We start from the raw sequence: 17,740 nt of genomic DNA, 5'->3' as shown, positions 1-17,740 counted from the left end.
GCACCGTCAGAGAGGCAGTCAGGACATGAACGAGACATCGCACGGGATGAGCCGCCGCCGGGTGCTCGGCACCATCGCCGGGGCGGCGGGCGTCGTCGCCGTCGGCGCCGCCGGGCTCCCGTCGGCCGCCTTCGCCGGCAACGGGCTGCTCGTCCCGACCGGCAAGCGGGGCATCATCCTCTACAGCGTCCGCGACCGGATCAGCGCCGCCCCGGACGCCACCGGCGTGCCGTACGGGTTCGAGCGGGTGCTCGCCCGGCTCGCCGAGATCGGCTACAAGGAGGTCGAGTTCGCCGGGTACACCCAGCACACCTCGATCCTCGGCCGGCAGATCACCCCGGCGGAGATCCGCAAGATCCTCGACGACAACGGGCTGCGCGCCAACGGCTCGCACGCCTCGGTCCCGAGCACGGTCACCCCGGACACCATCGCCGCGTTCGAGCAGACGCTGGACACCGCCGAGATCCTCGGCATGACCCACATCGGCACCGGCAACGACCCGACCGGCAGCAACGTCAAGGCCGACTGGGACGCCGCCGTGGACCGGTGGAACACCTTCGGCGAGATGGCCGCGGCCCGGGGCCTGAAGCTGTACACGCACAACCACGACGCCGCGTACAACTTCCTGCTGGACAGCGGGCCGCTGGACGCGCTGGGCCGGCCGACCCGGTCCTCCGGTGTCCGGAAGCTGGAGTACTTCATCGGCCGGACCAACCCCGAGTGGGTCTGGTTCGAGATGGACATCTACTGGGCGCACGTGGCCCAGCACCGGTTCCGCAGCTACACCGACCCGGACGGGGTGACCCAGACCAGCGTCTTCGACCCGCTGGCCGTGGTCGCCGCCCAGCCCATCCGGTTCCCGCTGTTCCACGCCAAGGACGGCACCTACGACCCGGCCACCGCGGCCGGCTACGCGATGGTGCCGCTCGGCGAGGGCGACATCGACTACGGCAACTTCTTCGCCAACATGGGCGCGAAGGGTTACCACAACCCGATGTGGGAGCAGGACAACGCCCCGGGCGGCGCCGCCGACCCGGGCCGGTCGCTGCGCTTCGCCGAGATCAGCTACCAGCACATGTCGGGTCTGCGGGGCTGACCGACCCGACCGGAGGATCGCAGGGGGCCGCACCCGGGAAACTGGGAGCGGCCCCCTCGCGTCACGCGCCTGTGACGGCGGTGTGGCACATTCGGGGGGAGGTGATCGTGATGACGATGGTCGGACCGGAGAGCGCGGACCAGGCGCGGCTGCTGCGTCTGCTGCGCGACGACGGCCCGCGCTCGCGGGTCGAACTGGCCGACGCCCTGGGCCTGCCCCGGGCCCGGTTCATCGCCGAGGCGGACCGGCTGACCGCGCAGGGCCTGGTGGAGACCGCCGGGCCGGCCGCGTCCCGGGGTGGGCGCCGCTCCTCCCTGCTGCGGGTCGGCCGGCAGGTGCGCTTCGGCTCGGTGCGGGTCGGCGACGGGCGGCTGGAGGTCGCGCTCACCGACGGCGAGCTGACGCTGCTCGCCCGGCACGACGAGCCGGTCGACGTCCGGCTCGGCCCGGAGGTGGTGGTCGGCCGGGCGGTCGAGCTGCTCGGCAAGCTGCGGGCCGAGGCCGGGCTGACCCGGCTGGCCGGCGTCGGGGTGGCGCTCCCCGCGCCGGTCGCCGTGCGGGAAGGCGCCCCGGTGTCCGCGCCCGCCCTGCCCGGCTGGCACCAGTTCCCGGTACGCGACACCATCGCCGCCGAGCTGGGCTGCCCGGTGCAGGTCGACAACGACGCCAACGTGATGGCCCTGGGCGAGCGGCACGCCGGCACCGGCCGGCCGTTCGACGACTTCCTCTACGTGAAGCTGGGCGACGCGGTGGGCTGCGGGCTGGTGCTCGGCGGGGCGCTGTACCGGGGCGCGGCCAGCGGCGCCGGGCACATCGGGCACCTCCAGCTCACCGAGGACGGGCCGCTCTGCGGCTGCGGCAACACCGGCTGCGTCGAGGCGTACTGCGGGAATGCCGCCCTGGTGCGGGAGGCGGTGACGGCCGCGCGGGCCGGGCGCTCGACGGCGCTCGCCGACCGGCTGGCCGCCGCCGGAGCGCTCACCGTGGCCGACGTGGCCGCGGCGGCGACCGCCGGGGATCCGGCCGCGCAGACGCTGGTCCGCGACGCCGCTCGCCGGCTCGGGCAGGTGCTGGTCGGCCTGGTCAGCTTCGTCAACCCGGCCATCGTGATCATCGGCGGCGCGGCACCGGGCGTCGGGCCGGTCCTGCTCGCCGAGATCCGGGGCGTGGTCTACCGGCGCTCCACCCCGCTGGCCACCGGCAGCATGCCGATCGTCCTCTCCGACCTCGACGACCGGGCCGGCCTGGTCGGCGCGGCCCGGCTGGTCAGCGACCAGGTCTTCGCCGCTTGCTGAGGGCCGCCTCGGGGCCGGCCACGCCGGCCCCGAGGCCCGAGAGGTCAGTCCCGGCTGCTGCTGAACGCCGCGTCGAAGGCGGCGGCCGGGGCGTCGAAGGCGAGCCGGCGGACGAACTGGAGCGCCTCGGGGGCGCCGACCAGGCGGTCCATGCCGGCGTCCTCCCACTCGATCGAGATCGGGCCGGTGTAGCCGATCGCGTTCAACGCGCGGAAGCAGTCCTCCCACGGCACGTCCCCGTGGCCGGTGGAGACGAAGTCCCAGCCGCGTCGCAGGTCCGCCCAGGGCAGGTGGGAGGAGAGCCGGCCCCGCCGGCCGTCGCCCGTACGCACCTTGGCGTCCTTGCAGTCGACGTGGTAGATCCGGTCGGCGAAGTCGAAGATGAAGTTGACCGGGTCCAGCTCCTGCCAGACGAAGTGCGACGGGTCCCAGTTCAGCCCGAACGCGGGCCGGTGGCCGATCGCGTCGAGGGCCCGCTTGGTGGTCCAGTAGTCGTAGGCGATCTCGCTGGGGTGCACCTCGTGGGCGAAGCGCACGCCCACCTCGTCGAAGACGTCCAGGATCGGGTTCCACCGGTCGGCGAAGTCCTGGTAGCCGCGTTCGATCATGGCCGGCGGGACCGGCGGGAACATCGCCAGGGTGTGCCAGATCGACGAGCCGGTGAAGCCGACCACCGTCTTCACCCCGAGCTTCGCCGCCGCCCGGGCGGTGTCCTTCATCTCCTCGGCGGCGCGCCGGCGTACGCCCTCCGGCTCGCCGTCGCCCCAGATCCGGGCGGGGAGGATGTCCTGGTGCCGCTCGTCGATCGGGTGGTCGCAGACCGCCTGGCCGACGAGGTGGTTGGAGATGGCGAAGACCTGGAGGTTGTGCTTGGCGAGGGTGGCCCGCTTGCGGTCCACGTACGACTCGTCGGCGAGCGCCTTGTCGACCTCGAAGTGGTCGCCCCAGCAGGCGATCTCCAGGCCGTCGTATCCCCACTCGGCGGCGAGCCGGCAGACCTCGTCGAACGGAAGATCGGCCCACTGGCCGGTGAAGAGCGTGATGGGTCGCGCCATTTGTCCTTCTCCCCTGTCGTGATGGGGGATTCCGTAGCGGACCGGGGCGAGGCGACCGGGTGCGGGCGGCCGCGGACGGCACCGGCGGACGCGTTCACGTCCAAGCCCCGACGGGTTGCGCCTCCCGTCGGGTCGCCGGCCACCTCGCGGTCGCCGCCCTCACTCTAGGTCGGCCGCAGCCGGCGCGGAAGGGCCGGGGACCGTCAGGACAGCTCCGCCTCGTCCTCCGGGGCGGGCAGTTCGGCGCGGATCAGCCAGCCCTCCTCGGCGCGCGGGCCGGCGTGGAAGGCGCCGCCGACCGACTCGGCCCGCGCCCGCAGCCCGGAGCCGGCGCCGGGGGTGGTGGACCCGTCGCCACGGATCTCGACGGTGAGGCCGGCCGGGGTGTAACGCAGCCGGACCGCGACGGCCTCGCACGGGGCGTGCCGGTGCGCCTCGGCCAGCGCCTCCTCGATGATCCGGTACGCGGCCGCGTCGACGGCGGCGGGCAGTGGGCGGGGCTGGCCGCCCAGCGTCCAGCGCACCGGCCGGCCGGCGAAGTCGTCCATGAGCGCGTCCAGCCGGGTGAGGCTGGGCGCCGGCCCGGTGGGCACGGCCGGCCGCCCGTCGCCAAGCAGTGCGCGGACCAGGGCGGCCCGCAGGCCGCCACCCATCCTCGGGCGCGCCTGGGCGACCCGACGCCACCGCTCCAGGCGTCCCACACGGTCAAGGTACGGCAGCACTCCGGCCGCGGACCGGGCGGATCCCGCAGGTCGCCCGGTCCGCCGCCGCCCCCGCCCGTCAGGGCAGGGTCCACCGCTGGTTCGCGGCGCCGGTGCAGGACCAGAGCTGCACCGGGGTGCTGTCGGCGGAGTTGTTGCCCGCCACGTCGAGGCACTTGCCGGACTGCGGGTTGCGCAGCGTGCCGTCGGCCTGCGCCGACCAGTTCTGCGCCCCGGTGCCGTTGCACGTCCAGAGCTGGATCTTCGTGCCGTCGGCCGAGCCGCCGCCGGACACGTCCAGGCACTTGCCCAGCGCCTTGACGGTCGAGTTCGGGGTCACCGTCCAGGTCTGCGCGGTGCTGCCGTTGCAGGTGTAGAGCTGGATCTGGGTGCCGTCGGCGGTGGCGCCGCCCCGCACGTCCAGGCACTTGCCGGCCAGCCCTCGGACCGGGCCGGTCCCGCCGCCGCTCCCACCGCCCCGGACCAGCGTGAAGTCGTCGACGTCGAACAGCCCGGTGCCGGTGCCGGCGAAGGTGAGATACACCGTCTGGCTGCCCGAGGGCACGCCGGCCAGCGCGGTGGTGACGTCGGCGAAGGTGGTCCAGCTGCCGGTGTTCGGCACCGCCACCTGGCCGAGCACCGTGCCGGTCGGGGAGCCGGTGCGGAGCTGGAGGGTGCCGCCCGGGCCGCCGGAGACCACCCGGGCCCGCAGCGCGGTCACCCCGGTCAGGTCGAGCCCCTGGTAGGCGGCCCAGTCGCCCGGGTCGACGTACCCCAGGGTCTGTCCGCCGTTGGCGCCGGCCTTGGTGAACGGGGTGACCCCGCTGGCCGAGCTGAACGCCTCGGCCTGCACGGTGGTGCTCCCGGTCGGCGGCGGGGTGGTGCCCAGCTCCTTGATCCGCACGTTGCGGAACGACACGTCGTCGCCGGTGCCGTGGTTCTGGAGGCCGATGTGGCCGGCGAGCGACCGGGCCGGGTCGGTGTTGGTGAAGTCGTTGATCTTCACGCCGTTGAGGAAGACCTGGAGCCGCTCCCCCTCGACCAGCAGCTCGTAGGTGTTCCACTCCCCCGCCGGGTTGAGCGCCGCGTCCCGGGCGGCCAGGTCGGCGGACTTGAACGTGTAGACGGCGCCGGTGGTGCGGTCGGCGCTGTCGGTGGGGTCGATCTGGACCTCGTAGCCGTTGTTCACCGCCGACCAGGGGTCGCTCGACGGTGGGAAGCCGATGAAGACGCCGGAGTTGTCGTCGCCGGCCAGCCGCCAGTCCAGCTTCAGCGAGTAGTTGGTGAACTGCTTGGCGCTGTACCAGTACAGGCCCATCCCGCCGACCGAGGTCAGCGTCGCGCCGGCGTTGGTGAAGCTGCCCGGCCCGGCCTGGGACCAGCCGGTCGTGGCGCCGTTGTAGAGCGCCGTGTAGCCGGTCTCCGGGCGGCAGTCGGCCTTGCTCCGGCCGGCCGCGTACCGGATGCCGCCGAGCAGGTGGGCGCGGAACGCGGCCTCGGTGTAGGAGGCCTGGGTGTGCCCGCCGCCGGTGTAGAAGGACCGGCCGCCCGCGTACGCCTTGCACCAGGCGTGCGGGTGGTCACCGCCCATCGAGCCGCCGGAGTACGACGACTCGTCGAGGGTGGCCAGCACGTGCGCGGTGGACCGGGCGTTGGTGCGGTAGTTGTACCACTCGTCGGTGCGGTTCCAGGTCTGCGGCAGGTGGGCGGTGGCGGCGTGCCCGCGGTCCTCCACCTTCACGTTGGCCGGCTGGATGGCCGGGTGGGAGGCGAACCAGGCACCCACCAGGTTGCCGTAGAACGGCCAGTCGTACTCGGTGTCGGCGGCGGCGTGCACGCCCACGTAGCCGCCGCCCGCGCCGATGTACGCCTCGAAGGCGGTCTGCTGCGTGGCGTTCAGCACGTCGCCGGTGGTGTTGAGGAAGATCACGGCCTCGTAGCGGGCCAGGTTGGCGGTGGTGAACTGGGCGGCGTCCTCGGTGGCGGTGACGGTGAAGTTGTTCGCCGCGCCGAGGTCGCGGACGGCCTGGATCCCGGCCGGGATGGCGTCGTGCCGGAAGCCGGCGGTCTTGGAGAAGACCAGCACGTCGTAGGGGGCGTCGGCGGCGGCCGCCGGGGTGGCCGGGGTGGTGCAGGCGAGCGTGGCGAGGACGGCGGTGGCCGCGCCGAGGACGGGTCGGAGGAGTCTCATGTCGCTCTCCAGGTCCGGACGGGGTGCGGGGCCGGACGGCCGGCCCCGCACCGTCGGGTCAGGGCAGGATCCACTTCTGGTTCGCCGCGCCGGTGCAGGTCCAGAGGTGCACGGGGGTGCTGTCGGCGGAGTTGTTGCCGGAGACGTCCAGGCACTTGCCGGACTGCGGGTTGCGCACGGTGCCGTCGGCCTGGGCGGACCAGTTCTGCGCGCCGGTGCCGTTGCAGGTCCAGAGCTGGATCTTCGTGCCGTCGGCGGTCGCGCCGCCGGAGATGTCCAGGCACTTGCCCAGCGCCCTGATCGTCGAGTTCGGGGTCACCGTCCAACTCTGCGCCGTGGTGCCGTTGCAGGTGTAGAGCTGGATCTGGGTGCCGTCGGCGGTGGCGGCGTTGCGCACGTCGAGGCACTTGCCGGCCAGCCCCCGGATCGGCCCGGTGCGCACGCCCGACGTGGTGAAGGTGAATGAGTCCACGTCGTAGAGCGCGCCGGCGCCGCCCGCGAAGGTGAGGTAGAGGGTGGTGGTTCCGGCGGGCGGGTTGGCGATCGCCCCGGTCACCGTGGTGAAGGTGTCCCATCCGCCGGTCACCGGCACGGTGGCCGAGCCGAGCACGGTGCCGGTGGCGGAGCCGGCCCGGACCTGGAGGGTGCCGCCCACCCCGGCCGAGGAGACCCGGGCGCTGAACCCGGTGACGTTGCCGATCTGGTAGGGCTCGAACGCGATCCAGTCCCCGTTGTGGATGTCACCGACCGTCTTGCCGCCCTCGGCGGTCGCCTTGTCGAAGGTGTTGATCCCGGCGGAGGTCTTGAAGTGCTCGGCCTGCCGGTGCCGGGGCTGGAGGGTGTGCTGGGTGTGCGTGGTCAGGCCGCCGGCGTCGGTGTACTCGGCGTCGAAGATCGCGAAGATGTTCGCCGCGTCGTCGTGCTCGCCGTCGACCGGGATGGTGATCGACCCGGTGCAGCCGGTCGACGAGGTGATCTGATGGCCGTGCTGGTCGTGGCCGAGCACGTAGGTCATCTTGACCCGGGTGCAGTCGATCGTGCCGTCCTCCGGATCGGTGACGGTGATCCGGAACGGCACGGTGTCGCCGAAGGAGAAGAGCTGGCCGTTGCCCGGGCTGTTCACGGTGACCGTCGGCGCGGTGTTGCCGACGGTGATCACCACGCTGGCGGTGCCGGTGGCGCCCTGCGCGTCGCGGACGGTCAGCGTGGCGGTGTACCGGCCGTTGGCGGTGTAGGTGTGCGACGGGTTCGCCGCCGTCGAGGTGCCGCCGTCACCGAACGCCCAGGCGTAGGTGAGCGGCCCGCCCTCGGGGTCGGACGAGCCGGCCGAAGAGAAGGCGACGGCCAGCGGGGCCGTACCGGAGGTCCGGTCGGCGGCGGCCCGGGCCACCGGGGCGCGGTTGCCGCCGCCCAGGTAGTCGAAGCGGTACAGCGCCGAGTTGGCGTCGCCGTTGAAGTAGCCGGTGCCGTAGTCGAGCACGTAGTACGACCCGTCCGGCCCGAAGGCGGAGTCCATCACCTGCTTGCCGGTCCAGGGGAAGGTGTCGATGGTGCCGGGCGAGCCGTCGGCGTTGAGGTGGATCGGCTTGATCCAGCCGCGGCCGAACTCGGTGGCGAAGAACTGCCCGTCGAAGGACTGCGGGAACTTGGTGGTGGACGGGTTGGCGGCGTTGTACCGGTAGACCGGGCCGGCCATCGGCGACTCCGAGCCGCCGCCGAACTCGGGCGGGCTGCCGGCGTCGCCGGCGTAGCGGATCCAGGCCGGCTTCGCCGCCGGCAGGGTGCTCTGGCCGGTGTTGCGGAACGAGTTGTTCGTCGGGCCGCCCGCGCAGTTGTACTTCGCGCCCGCGGTGCCGGTGGCGAAGTCCCACTCGGCGTACGTCTCGGCCGCCGTGTTGGTGCCGGTGCAGTACGGCCAGCCGTAGTTGCCCGGCCCGGTGATCCGGTCGAACTCGACCTGCCCGGACGGGCCTCGGGCCGAGCTGGTGCCGGCGTCCGGGCCGTAGTCGCCGACGTAGACGGTGCCGGTGGCCTTGTCGACGCTCATCCGGAACGGGTTGCGGAAGCCCATCGCGTAGATCTCCGGCCGGGTCCGCGCCGTGCCGGGCGGGAAGAGGTTGCCGGCGGGGATGGCGTACGACCCGTCGGCGTTCACCTTGATCCGCAGGATCTTGCCGCGCAGGTCGTTGGTGTTGCCGGCGCTGCGCTGCGCGTCGTACGCGGGGTTGCGCTCGGTCCGCTCGTCCAGCGGCGCGTAGCCGCCGGAGTCGAAGGGGTTGGTGTCGTCGCCGGTGGAGAGGTAGAGGTTGCCGGCCGCGTCGAAGTCGATGTCGCCGCCGACGTGGCAGCACAGGCCCCGGTCGGCCGGCACGTCCAGCACGTCGACCTTGCTCGCCTGGTTGAGCGTGAAGTCGGCGTTGAGGTTGAACCGGGAGAGCCGGTTGACCCCCCGCCACGCGGAGAAGTCGCTGCCGGTGGCGGGCGCGTCGCCGGCCGGGGTGGACAGCGGGGGCGCGTAGTAGAGGTAGATCTGCCGGTTGCTCGCGAAGCCGGGGTCGACGCCGACGCCCTGGAGCCCTTCCTCGTCGTGGGTGTAGACGGCCAGGGTGCCGATCACGGTGGTGACGCCGGCGGCGTCGGTGCGCCGCAGCGTGCCGTTGCGGGCGGTGTGCAGGACCGAGCGGTCGGGCAGCACCGCGAGCGACATCGGTTCGCCGGTCTCGGCGACGCCGCGGGCGAGTTCGACCTGCTGGAAGTCGCTCGCCACGATGGGGTGCGCGGACGCCGGAACGGGCGCCGCGGCCAGGCCGACCGCGCCGGCGGCCGCCGCGAGCAGCAGCGCCGATCCGGCGGGAAGCCAGCGTCGGGTGGGGGTGTGGTGGGGGCTGGACATGCCTCTGCTGTCCTTTCCTGACGCGCGCAGCCAGGATCGGGCGCGCGTCGCGCCGGATGCCGTGCGGGGGTGCTGCGGCGGGCCCGCCGGATGAGGCTCGGTGGGCCGTGACCACCGGTGGTTGCGGCCGGCCGGTGGTCACCTCGACGAGGCTGCCGATTGGGGGTGGTTCACCTCGACGAAACAGCTCTGTGCTTGCGCACGACATTAAGACCGTTCGATTCGGCTGTCCATAGCTTCCGCTGGTTCCGGAATGACTTTCGTCGATGAGCGACAAAAGTAGCGTCAGCGCCGGCGATCCACGGCCCGGGCCGCCAGGTCGGCCAGCGCCGCCCGGGCCGGCTCCGCCAGCGGCAGCCGGTCGAGGGCGGCCAGGGCCGCGTCGGCCCGGGATCGGATCATCCGCTCCACCTCGGCCCGGGCGCCGGACGCCGCCACGATGGCGCGCACCTCGGCGGCGCCCGCCGGATCCAGGGCCGGATCACCGACCAGCGCCCGCAGCCGCGCCACCCCGGCCGGCCCGGCGGCCTCGCGGGCCAGCGCCAACAGGACGGTCGGCTTCCCCTCCCGCAGGTCGTCCAGGTTGGACTTCCCGGTCACCGCCGGGTCGCCGAAGACGCCGAGCAGGTCGTCGCGGAGCTGGAAGGCGTCTCCGAGCGGGTCGCCGAACCCGGTCAGCGCCGCCACCACGTCCGGGTCGGCCCCGGCCAGGGCGGCGCCCACCTGCACCGGACGGGTGACCGTGTAGCGGGCGGTCTTCAGCCGGACCACCGCGAGGGCGCTGGCCACCGAGCCGTCGCCGGCCGCGGCCACCACGTCGAGATACTCCCCCGCGATCACCTCGGCCCGCATCCTGGCCAGCAGGACGTGGCCCCGGCGCAGCCGCTCGCTGTCCAGCCCGCAACCGTGGAACATCTCGCCGGACCAGGCGGCGCACAGGTCGCCGCAGAGCAGGGCCGCCTGCCGGCCGTACGCCTCGGGGTCGCCGCGCCAGCCGGCCCGGGCATGCCGGTCGGCGAACTCCCGGTGCACGGTGGGCCGGCCGCGCCGGCGGTCGCTGCGGTCCAGGATGTCGTCGTGGATCAGCGCGAAGGCGTGGAACAGCTCCAGCGCCGCCGCGGCCACCACGATCGGGTTGCCGTCGGGGCCGCCGAAGCCCCGCCAGCCCCAGTAGCAGAACAGGGGCCGCAGGCGCTTGCCGCCGGCCAGGACGAACCGGCGGAGCACCTCGTGCACGTCTGCCGTGCCGTCGTCCGGCCGACCCGGCCCTCGCTCGCGCAGGAACGCGCCGAGCGCGGCGTCGAAACGGTCCCGTAGCAGGGCCGGGTCGGTCGGTGCGACGGTAACGGTCATGGTGCCTCCCGGGCCAGTCCGGCGAGCTGGAGCAGCAATCCCTTGACGTCGGTGGCGGCGACCCGCTCCCGGGCCGCGGCCGGGTCGGAGCAGAGCAGCACCGGCCCGTCTGCCGGGTCGGCGGGGAGCCGGCCGTGTGAGCCGCGCACCGCCCGGGCCCCGGCGTGCAGCCCCACGACGCTCATCAGGTAGCGCATGCCGAGCTTCTTGCGGGCCAGCGCGACCGCGGCCCGGCGCTTCGCCGCGCCCGGCGCGGCCGGGTCGAAGAAGAGTTCGGCCGGGTCGTAGCCGGGCTTGCGGTGGATCTCGACCAACCGCGCGAAGTCGGGCGCCCGGGCGTCGTCCAGCCAGTAGTAGTAGGTGAACCAGGCGTCCGGCTCGGCCACCAGCACCAGCTCGCCGGAGCGGGGATGGTCCAGCCCGTAGCCGGCCTGGCCGGCGGGGTCCAGCACCTCGGCCACCCCGGGCAGCGCCGCGCAGAGCTTCGCCACCGCGGGCACGTCGGCCGGGTCCTTCACGTAGACGTGCGCCACCTGGTGGTCGGCGACCGCGAAGGCCCGCGACGTCCACGGGTCCAGGTACTCCATGCCGGCCTGGGTGTAGACCCGAAGCAGCCCCTCGGCGCGCAGCATCCGGTTGACGTCCACCGGGCGGGAGACGTCGGTGATGCCGTACTCGGAGAGCGCCACCACCGTGGCGTCCCGCTCGCGGGCGGCGTCGAGCAGCGGGGCGAGCACCGCGTCCAGCTCGGCCGCCGCGGCGGCGGCCCGGGGCGAGGACGGGCCGAAGCGTTGCAGGTCGTAGTCGAGGTGCGGGACGTAGACCAGGGTCAGGTCGGGCGAGTGGTCGGCGAGGATCCGCTCGGCGGCCCGGCAGATCCACCGCGACGACGGCATACCGGCGCCCGGCCCCCAGTAGGTGAAGAGCGGGAACGTGCCGAGCGCCTCGGTGAGCGTGTCGTGCAGCTCGGGCGGGTCGGTCCAGCAGTCCGGCTCCTTGCGCCCGTCGGCGTGGTAGATCGGGCGCGGGGTGACCGTCCAGTCCACGTCGGCGCCCATCGCGTACCACCAGCAGACGTTGGCGACCCGGTAGCCGGGCTCGACCCGGCGGGCCGCCTGCCACAGCTTCTCCCCGCCGACCAGCGCGTTGTGCTGCCGCCAGAGCAGCACCTCGCCAAGGTCCCGGAAATACCAGCCGTTGCCGACGATCCCGTGCCCCGCCGGCGGCTCGCCGGTGAGGAAGGTGGACTGCACCGAGCAGGTCACCGCCGGCAGCACGGTGCCCAGCTCGGCGGCGAACCCGGCCTCGGCGACCGCCCGCAGCCGGGGCATGTGCGCCAGCAGCCGCGGGGTCAGCCCGACCACGTCGAGCACCACCAGCCGCCGGCTCACCGGGTCACCCCCGCCGTCGTGGCCAGGCCGAGGCCGACCAGCTCGTCGCGGGCGAAGGCCAGCTCGGCGGCGATCCCCGCGGCCAGCTCCGCGTCGGTGCGCGGCCGCCGCGCCGCCGGCAGCACCCCCCAGGTGTACGTCTCGACGTCGAGGTGGTCGCAGCCGGCGGCCGGGCCGGCGTAGAGCGCGGCCAGGGCGGCCCGCAGCACCGGCACGGTGGAGCGCAGCGGCGGCTCGGGTGGAGCGTGCAGCGGCACGTGGTAGTGCACCCGCCACGCCCCGGGCAGCCGCGCGTCGAGGGCGGCGTCCAGGTCGTCGGCGGCGTACGCCGGGTCGGCCGGGTCGGCGGCGCCGGCGCAGCCCGCGGCCCGGGTCTGGTGCAGGAAGCGCGGCTCGACCCAGCGGCGCAGCGCCCCGGCCGAGCCCGCCGGATCGGGGGCCTCGACCGCGGCGGAGACCTGCACCTTGACCACCGGTAGCCCGCCGTCCCGCAGCCGCGCCAGGGCCTCGACCGGCTCCTCCCAGGCACAGGCGAGGTGCGCCAGATCCAGGCAGATCCCGAGCCGGTCGGTATCCATGGCTGACAATACCGCGCGCGCCTGTCCCGTGGACTCCACCAGACAGCCCGGTTCCGGCTCGAAGCCGACCCGGACGCTCCGCCCGGTCTCCCGCTCCACTGTGGCCAGCCCGGCGGCGAGTGCGTCGAGGCGGTGTCGGGCGGCCTCGGCCCGGCCGGTGTCCCACGGCGTGCGCCAGGCCAGCGGCAGGGTGGAGATCGAGCCGCGGACCGCGTCGTCGGGGAGCAGGTTGGCCAGCACCCGGGCCAGGTCCAGGGTGTACGCAAGCCGGTCCGGGGTGGTCCAGTCCGGGTGGTAGACCGCGCCCTTGACCACCGGCGCCTGGAAGGCCGCGTACGGGAAGCCGTTGAGGGTGACCACCTCCAGCCCGCGTACGGTCAGCTCGTGCCGGAGCCGGCGGCGGGCCGCCGGGTCGGCGGCGAGCGCGGCGGCGACCGGGGCGGCCAGCCAGAGCCCGAGCCCCAGCCGGTCGCTGTCGAGCGCCCGCCGGACCTCGACCGCGTACGTGTCGAGCTGGGCGAGGATCCCGGGCAGGTCCTCGGCGGGGTGGACGTTGGTGCAGTAGCCGAGGTGGACGGTCGTCCCGTCGGCGTGCCGGAGCCGCATCACTCGCCCCCGCGCAGGATGGAGTTGCCGGCGAAGGTGGCTTCGGAGCCGTCCAGGTCGGTGAGGTCCAGCCGGCCGGACTGGCCGTAGAACTCCACCGGGTTGCGCCACAGCACCCGGTCCACGTCGTCCTCGGTGAACCCGGCGAGCAGCATCGCGTCCCCGGTGGCCCGGGTGAGCAGCGGGTCGGAGCGCCCCCAGTCGGCGGCCGAGTTGACCAGCATCCGCTCGGTCCCGTACGTCCGTAGCAGCTCGACCATCCGCGGCGGCGACATCTTCGTCTCCGGGTAGATCGAGAAGCCGAGCCAGCAGCCGGTGTCCCGGACCAGCTTCACGGTGATCTCGTTGAGGTGGTCGACCAGCACCCGCCCGGGGTCGATGCCGGACTCGGCGACCACGGCAAGCGTGCGCTCGACGCCGCGCGCCTTGTCCCGGTGCGGGGTGTGCACGAGGGCGGGCAGGTCGTGCGCCACGGCCAGGGCGAGCTGACCGGCGAAGGCGGCGTCCTCGGCCGGGGTCATCGAGTCGTAGCCGATCTCGCCGACCGCCACCACGCCGTCCTTGTCCAGGTAGCGCGGGAGCAGGTCGAGCACCGGGCGGCAGCGCGGGTCGTTGGCCTCCTTCGGGTTGAGCGCCACGGTGGCGTGGTGCCGGACGCCGAACTGGCCGGCCCGGAACGGCTCCCAGCCGACCAGCGAGTCGAAGTAGTCGACGAAGGTGTCCACGCTGGTGCGCGGCTGGCCCAGCCAGAACGCGGGCTCCACCACGGCGCGGACCCCGGCCGCGGCCATCCGCTCGTAGTCGTCGGTGGTCCGGGACGTCATGTGGATGTGCGGGTCGAAGATGCGCATCACGCCTCCCTGGCGGTGGTGGGGTGCGAGCCGGCGCCGAGCCGGTCGAGCAGGTCGGTGGCGTCGGCGGGCATGCTCCGGCCGGCCGCGTGCCGCTCCGCGGCGAGCCCGGCCAGCATCGCCGCCAGTTCGCCGTCCGCCCGGCCGGTCAGGTCGTCGACGACGGCCAGCGGCACGCCGGTGAAGACGCACTTGAGCACCGCCTGGCGCCAGGCCGGCTGCTCCAGGTGCCGGGCGTACGGGCCGAGGGCGGCGGCCACCAGCCGGGTGTCGTTGGTGCGGATCGCGTCGTGCAGCAGCGGCACGCACTCCGCCCCGATCGGCAGCAGCGGCAGGGCGCGCAGCACGGCGCGCTTCTCGGCCGCGTCGCCCTGCCGGTAGAGCGCCTCGGCCGCCGCGGCGTGGTCGGCGGGGAGCGCGGTGAGCAGCAGCGTCCGGGCGGCCTCGTCGACGGTCCAGCCGGGCGGGTCGGGCAGCGGCGCCCGGCCGCACTTCCGGGCCGCGATGGCGAACAGCCGCGGGATCGCCGCGGGATCGGTCGCGACGCGGCGCAGGGCCGCGTCCAGCCACTGCGGATCGGGTACGCCCCGCAGCGCGGCGCGCAGTCGGTCGGGTGTCATGCCGTCTCCCCTCTGAGCCGGGTGGCAGGTGGTCAGCCACCGCCTTTGCTCTGCAGCCCCCCACGCAGCAGCGGCGATCCGGAGGTGTCGCCTCCGTGGCTGCGGAGCAGAGGGGCCGAGTCGATGGTGTGGTGCCGGTCGCTCCCGGCCGTTCGGGCGGCGGTGCGCAGGAAGTCCAGCGACCGGGCGGCGACGGCGGGCGCGGCGTGCGAGTGCCGGGGCAGCTCGACGGCCACCAGGCCGCGGTAGCCGGCGTCGGCCAGGGCCCGCAGCACCGGCGGGAAGTCGATCTCGCCCGTGCCGAACTCCAGGTGCTCGTGCACGCCCCGGCGCATGTCGTCGATCTGCACGTTGACCAGGTGGTCGGCGACCACCGCGACGCAGTCGGGCACCGGCGCGGGCTCCAGGCAGCGACAGTGTCCGATGTCGAGGGTGATGCCGAAACCGGGTGGCGCGCCGAGTGCGTCCCGCAGCCGCCGCCAGCCGGCGATGTCCTCGACCAGCATCCCCGGCTCGGGCTCGAAGCCCAGGGGCACGCCGGCCGCCTCGGCCTCGGCGCAGACCGTGGCGCAGCCGGCGACCAGGCGGTCCCAGGCGACGGCCTCGGGCACCTCCGGCGGGCGTACGCCGGCCCAGAAGGAGACCGCCTCCGCGCCCAGGTCCGCGCCGATCCGGACGGCCCGGCGGAGGAACTCGATCCGCCGGGCGGGGTCGTCGTGCAGCAGCGTCGGGGCGTGCTTGTGCCACGGGTCGAGCAGGTAGCGGGCCCCGGTCTCGACCACCACGCCCAGGCCGAGGGCGTCCAGCCGGCGGCGCACGGCGGCCACCCGCCGGGCCAGCCCCGGGGTGAACGGGTCCAGGTGGTCGTGGTCCAGGGTGAGCGCCACCCCCCGGTAGCCGAGGTCGGCGATGACGGCGAGCGCGTCGCCGAGCCGGTGGTTGGCGAACCCGTTGGTGCCGTACCCGAGGCGCAGCGCGGCCGGGTCGAGCGGCGGCCGGCCGGCCAGGTGGTCCGGCCCGGCGGGCGCGGGGGGCGGCGGGGCGGTCATGTCGGCGAGATCAGTCGGGCCAGGCGGCGGCCGAGCGGGGCGGCCGCGGCGACGGCGAGGCCGAGCACCCGGGCGCCGGCCCGGGCGGTCAGCGCGCCCTGCAACGCGGGCAGCCCGGTGATGCCGGCCCCGACGGCGGCGCGCACCCGGGCCGGCGACGGGTCGGCGAGCACCCGGGCCTGCGCGGCGCCGTACCGGCCGGCGTAACCGGCGGCGAGCGCCACCGGCACCGGGTCGGGGCGGCCCAGCGCGGTGGCCGCGACCAGCGCGGTCCCGGCCAGGGTGGCCCGGGGCAGCCGCCGGTCGGCGCCGGAGACCTCGCGGCGGGACAGCGCGGTGACGGTCCAGGTGTGCGCGGCCACGGTCAGCGCGGCCGGCAGCGCCCGGACCAGCCCGTGCGCGGCCGGTGGCGCCTTCCGCCCGTCGCGCCCGCGGGTCGGCCCGACGCTCGCGCCGAGCAGCACGTCCAGCCCTCGGCAGGCGGCCATCACCGCCGGGCCGGCGGCGGTGTTCTTGGCCAGCAGGTCGTAGCCCCAGATGGTGGCGGCGAGCGGGACCGCGACGGCGGCGGCCCGGCGGCCACCGGCGGCGCCGGCCAGGGCGAGCCCGGCGGCGGTCAGCCCGGCCGCGACCCCGAGCGCGGCGGCCGGGCGGATCCGGCCGGAGGGGATCGGCCGCTCGGGGCGCTCGACGGCGTCGAGCCGCCGGTCCGCCCAGTCGTTGGCGGCCATCCCGGCCCAGTAGAGCAGCACCGAGGCCCCGGCAAGCGCGGGCGTGCGCCGGTCCAGCGCGCCGGCCGCCGCCGCGCCGGACAGCACGTCCCCCGGCACGGTGAGCGCGGCCGGCGCCCGGACCAGCTCGGCCAGGTCGGCGAGGCGGCTCATCGGGACGCCGCCGCGTGCAGCCCGGCGACGAAGTCGCGCAGTAGCGTCCACTGTTCGGCGAGGGCGTGCGTGGGCGCGTCGATGCCGTCCTTGAAGAAGAAGGCCAGCTCGGTCAGCGGCCCGGTCCGGCCGGCGGCGTGCGCCGCGGCGGTGAGCCGGGCCAGGTCGAGCACCAGCGGCGCGGCCAGCGCGGAGTCGCAGCCGTGCCAGGTGAACTCCATCCGCATTCCGGTGCCCAGGAAACCGGCGAAGGTGACCAGGTCCCAGGCGGTCTTGAAGTCGCCCAGCTCGGCCACGTGGTCGATCCGGGTGTCGCCCTGCGGGACGTAGCCGAGGGTCTCCCCGAGGACCCGCTGCTTGCTGGCCACCTTGGCCGCGTTGGCGGCCGGTTCGGCGAGCGTGGCGCCGTCGCCGCCGCCGAGCAGGTTCACCCCGGACCAGGAGCGCACGGCCAGGTGCCGCATCGCGAACATCGGCGCGAGCACCGACTTGACCAGGGTCTCCCCGGTCTTGCCGTCGTGCCCGGCGTACGGCAGGCCGCGCTCCTCGGCCAGCGCCGCCAGGGCCGGCAGCCGGGCCCCGGTGGACGGGGTGAAGTCGACGTAGGGGCAGCCGGCGGTGAACGCCGCGTACGCGTAGTGCGAGCTGGGCGGCAGCACGTCGGCGGGGCCGGCCAGCGCCGCCCGCAGCGTGGCGAGGTCGTGGTGGGCCGGGTGCGGCTCGGGCGCCGGCTCGGTGGCGGAGACGTTGACCACCACCACCCGGTCCAGCGCGTGCCGGCGGCGGAACTCGGCCAGGTCGCGGGCCACCGCGGCGGCCCGTTCGGCCGGGCTGCCGCCGGTCGGTGCGGGACGCAGGGCCGCCTCCACCTCGGCCAACTCCCCGGCGAGTGCGTCGACCAGCCGGCCGGGCAGCACACCGGCGGCGGCGAGCGCCTCGGCGCGCTTGGTGAGCGGGGTGGCCACCACGTCGTGGCCGCCGAACACCAGGTCGGCGAAGGACGGCAGGGCGGGCCCGCGCAGCTCGGGCAGCTCGGTGACACAGCCGGTCGGGTCAGTGAGCCCCGCCCGCAGGGCGAGCGCCCCGACCACGCTGGTGGTCGCGACCGAGCCGCGCGCTCCCACCAGCCAGACACCCGTACGCATCATGCTTGCCTCCCCGTCGTCGGGCCGCCGGT

General features: G+C 74.9%; 14 protein-coding genes. 2 read left to right on the top strand and 12 right to left on the bottom strand.

Going from position 1 to position 17,740, the window contains the following annotated elements; genetic code table 11:
- Nucleotides 1-25 precede the first annotated feature (25 nt).
- Together AB0F68_RS21695 and AB0F68_RS21690 are read left to right on the top strand one after the other, a co-directional pair.
- Nucleotides 26-1,096: a sugar phosphate isomerase/epimerase family protein gene (locus tag AB0F68_RS21695; RefSeq protein ID WP_357341262.1), complete on the top strand. Its 1,071-nt coding sequence runs from the start codon at nucleotides 26-28 to the stop codon at nucleotides 1,094-1,096.
- A 110-nt stretch (nucleotides 1,097-1,206) separates the two neighbouring features.
- Nucleotides 1,207-2,391, top strand: coding sequence for an ROK family protein (locus tag AB0F68_RS21690; protein ID WP_357341259.1), 1,185 nt, complete (start codon nucleotides 1,207-1,209; stop codon nucleotides 2,389-2,391).
- Between the two features lie 44 nt (nucleotides 2,392-2,435).
- On the opposite strand, the gene AB0F68_RS21685 is transcribed toward AB0F68_RS21690, so the two are convergent.
- The 12 genes from AB0F68_RS21685 to AB0F68_RS21630 form a co-directional block, all read right to left on the bottom strand.
- Entirely contained in the window at nucleotides 2,436-3,446 is a 1,011-nt protein-coding gene (locus AB0F68_RS21685) for a sugar phosphate isomerase/epimerase family protein (protein WP_357341252.1), read from the bottom strand.
- A gap of 203 nt (nucleotides 3,447-3,649) precedes the next feature.
- Nucleotides 3,650-4,147: a hypothetical protein gene (locus tag AB0F68_RS21680; protein ID WP_357341249.1), complete on the bottom strand. Its 498-nt coding sequence runs from the start codon at nucleotides 4,145-4,147 to the stop codon at nucleotides 3,650-3,652.
- A gap of 79 nt (nucleotides 4,148-4,226) precedes the next feature.
- On the bottom strand, nucleotides 4,227-6,338 hold the full coding sequence (locus AB0F68_RS21675) for a lectin (RefSeq protein WP_357341247.1): 2,112 nt from the start codon (nucleotides 6,336-6,338) through the stop codon (nucleotides 4,227-4,229).
- Nucleotides 6,339-6,396: 58 nt separating this feature from the next.
- A complete protein-coding gene (locus tag AB0F68_RS21670; protein ID WP_357341245.1) occupies nucleotides 6,397-9,231 on the bottom strand; it encodes a ricin-type beta-trefoil lectin domain protein in 2,835 nt (944 codons plus the stop codon).
- Nucleotides 9,232-9,516: 285 nt separating this feature from the next.
- On the bottom strand, nucleotides 9,517-10,584 hold the full coding sequence (locus AB0F68_RS21665) for a polyprenyl synthetase family protein (RefSeq protein WP_357341243.1): 1,068 nt from the start codon (nucleotides 10,582-10,584) through the stop codon (nucleotides 9,517-9,519).
- Complete coding sequence (locus AB0F68_RS21660) at nucleotides 10,581-11,975, bottom strand: nucleotide pyrophosphatase/phosphodiesterase family protein (protein WP_357341241.1); 1,395 nt, start codon at nucleotides 11,973-11,975, stop codon at nucleotides 10,581-10,583. The genes AB0F68_RS21665 and AB0F68_RS21660 overlap by 4 nt, the downstream gene beginning before the upstream one ends.
- Nucleotides 11,972-13,159: a metabolite traffic protein EboE gene (gene eboE, locus AB0F68_RS21655; RefSeq protein WP_357341238.1), complete on the bottom strand. Its 1,188-nt coding sequence runs from the start codon at nucleotides 13,157-13,159 to the stop codon at nucleotides 11,972-11,974. Before eboE ends, AB0F68_RS21660 begins: the two co-directional genes overlap by 4 nt.
- Nucleotides 13,159-14,010, bottom strand: a complete 852-nt coding sequence (locus AB0F68_RS21650) for a TatD family hydrolase (RefSeq protein WP_357341235.1) — start codon at nucleotides 14,008-14,010, stop codon at nucleotides 13,159-13,161. The genes eboE and AB0F68_RS21650 overlap by 1 nt, the downstream gene beginning before the upstream one ends.
- A complete protein-coding gene (locus AB0F68_RS21645) occupies nucleotides 14,010-14,630 on the bottom strand; it encodes an EboA domain-containing protein (protein WP_357341233.1) in 621 nt (206 codons plus the stop codon). The genes AB0F68_RS21650 and AB0F68_RS21645 overlap by 1 nt, the downstream gene beginning before the upstream one ends.
- A gap of 32 nt (nucleotides 14,631-14,662) precedes the next feature.
- Nucleotides 14,663-15,679, bottom strand: a complete 1,017-nt coding sequence (locus AB0F68_RS21640) for a sugar phosphate isomerase/epimerase family protein (RefSeq protein ID WP_357341230.1) — start codon at nucleotides 15,677-15,679, stop codon at nucleotides 14,663-14,665.
- A complete protein-coding gene (locus AB0F68_RS21635; protein ID WP_357341227.1) occupies nucleotides 15,676-16,563 on the bottom strand; it encodes an SCO3242 family prenyltransferase in 888 nt (295 codons plus the stop codon). The genes AB0F68_RS21640 and AB0F68_RS21635 overlap by 4 nt, the downstream gene beginning before the upstream one ends.
- Nucleotides 16,560-17,708: an inositol-3-phosphate synthase gene (locus AB0F68_RS21630; RefSeq protein ID WP_357341441.1), complete on the bottom strand. Its 1,149-nt coding sequence runs from the start codon at nucleotides 17,706-17,708 to the stop codon at nucleotides 16,560-16,562. Before AB0F68_RS21630 ends, AB0F68_RS21635 begins: the two co-directional genes overlap by 4 nt.
- Between the last annotated feature and the right edge of the window lie 32 nt (nucleotides 17,709-17,740).

The organism is Micromonospora sp. NPDC023966 (assembly GCF_040639095.1).
In the GTDB taxonomy this organism is placed as follows: Bacteria; Actinomycetota; Actinomycetes; order Mycobacteriales; family Micromonosporaceae; genus Micromonospora.
Note: the sequence above shows the minus strand (reverse complement) of the source record. Positions and strands in the feature narration are given on the sequence as shown.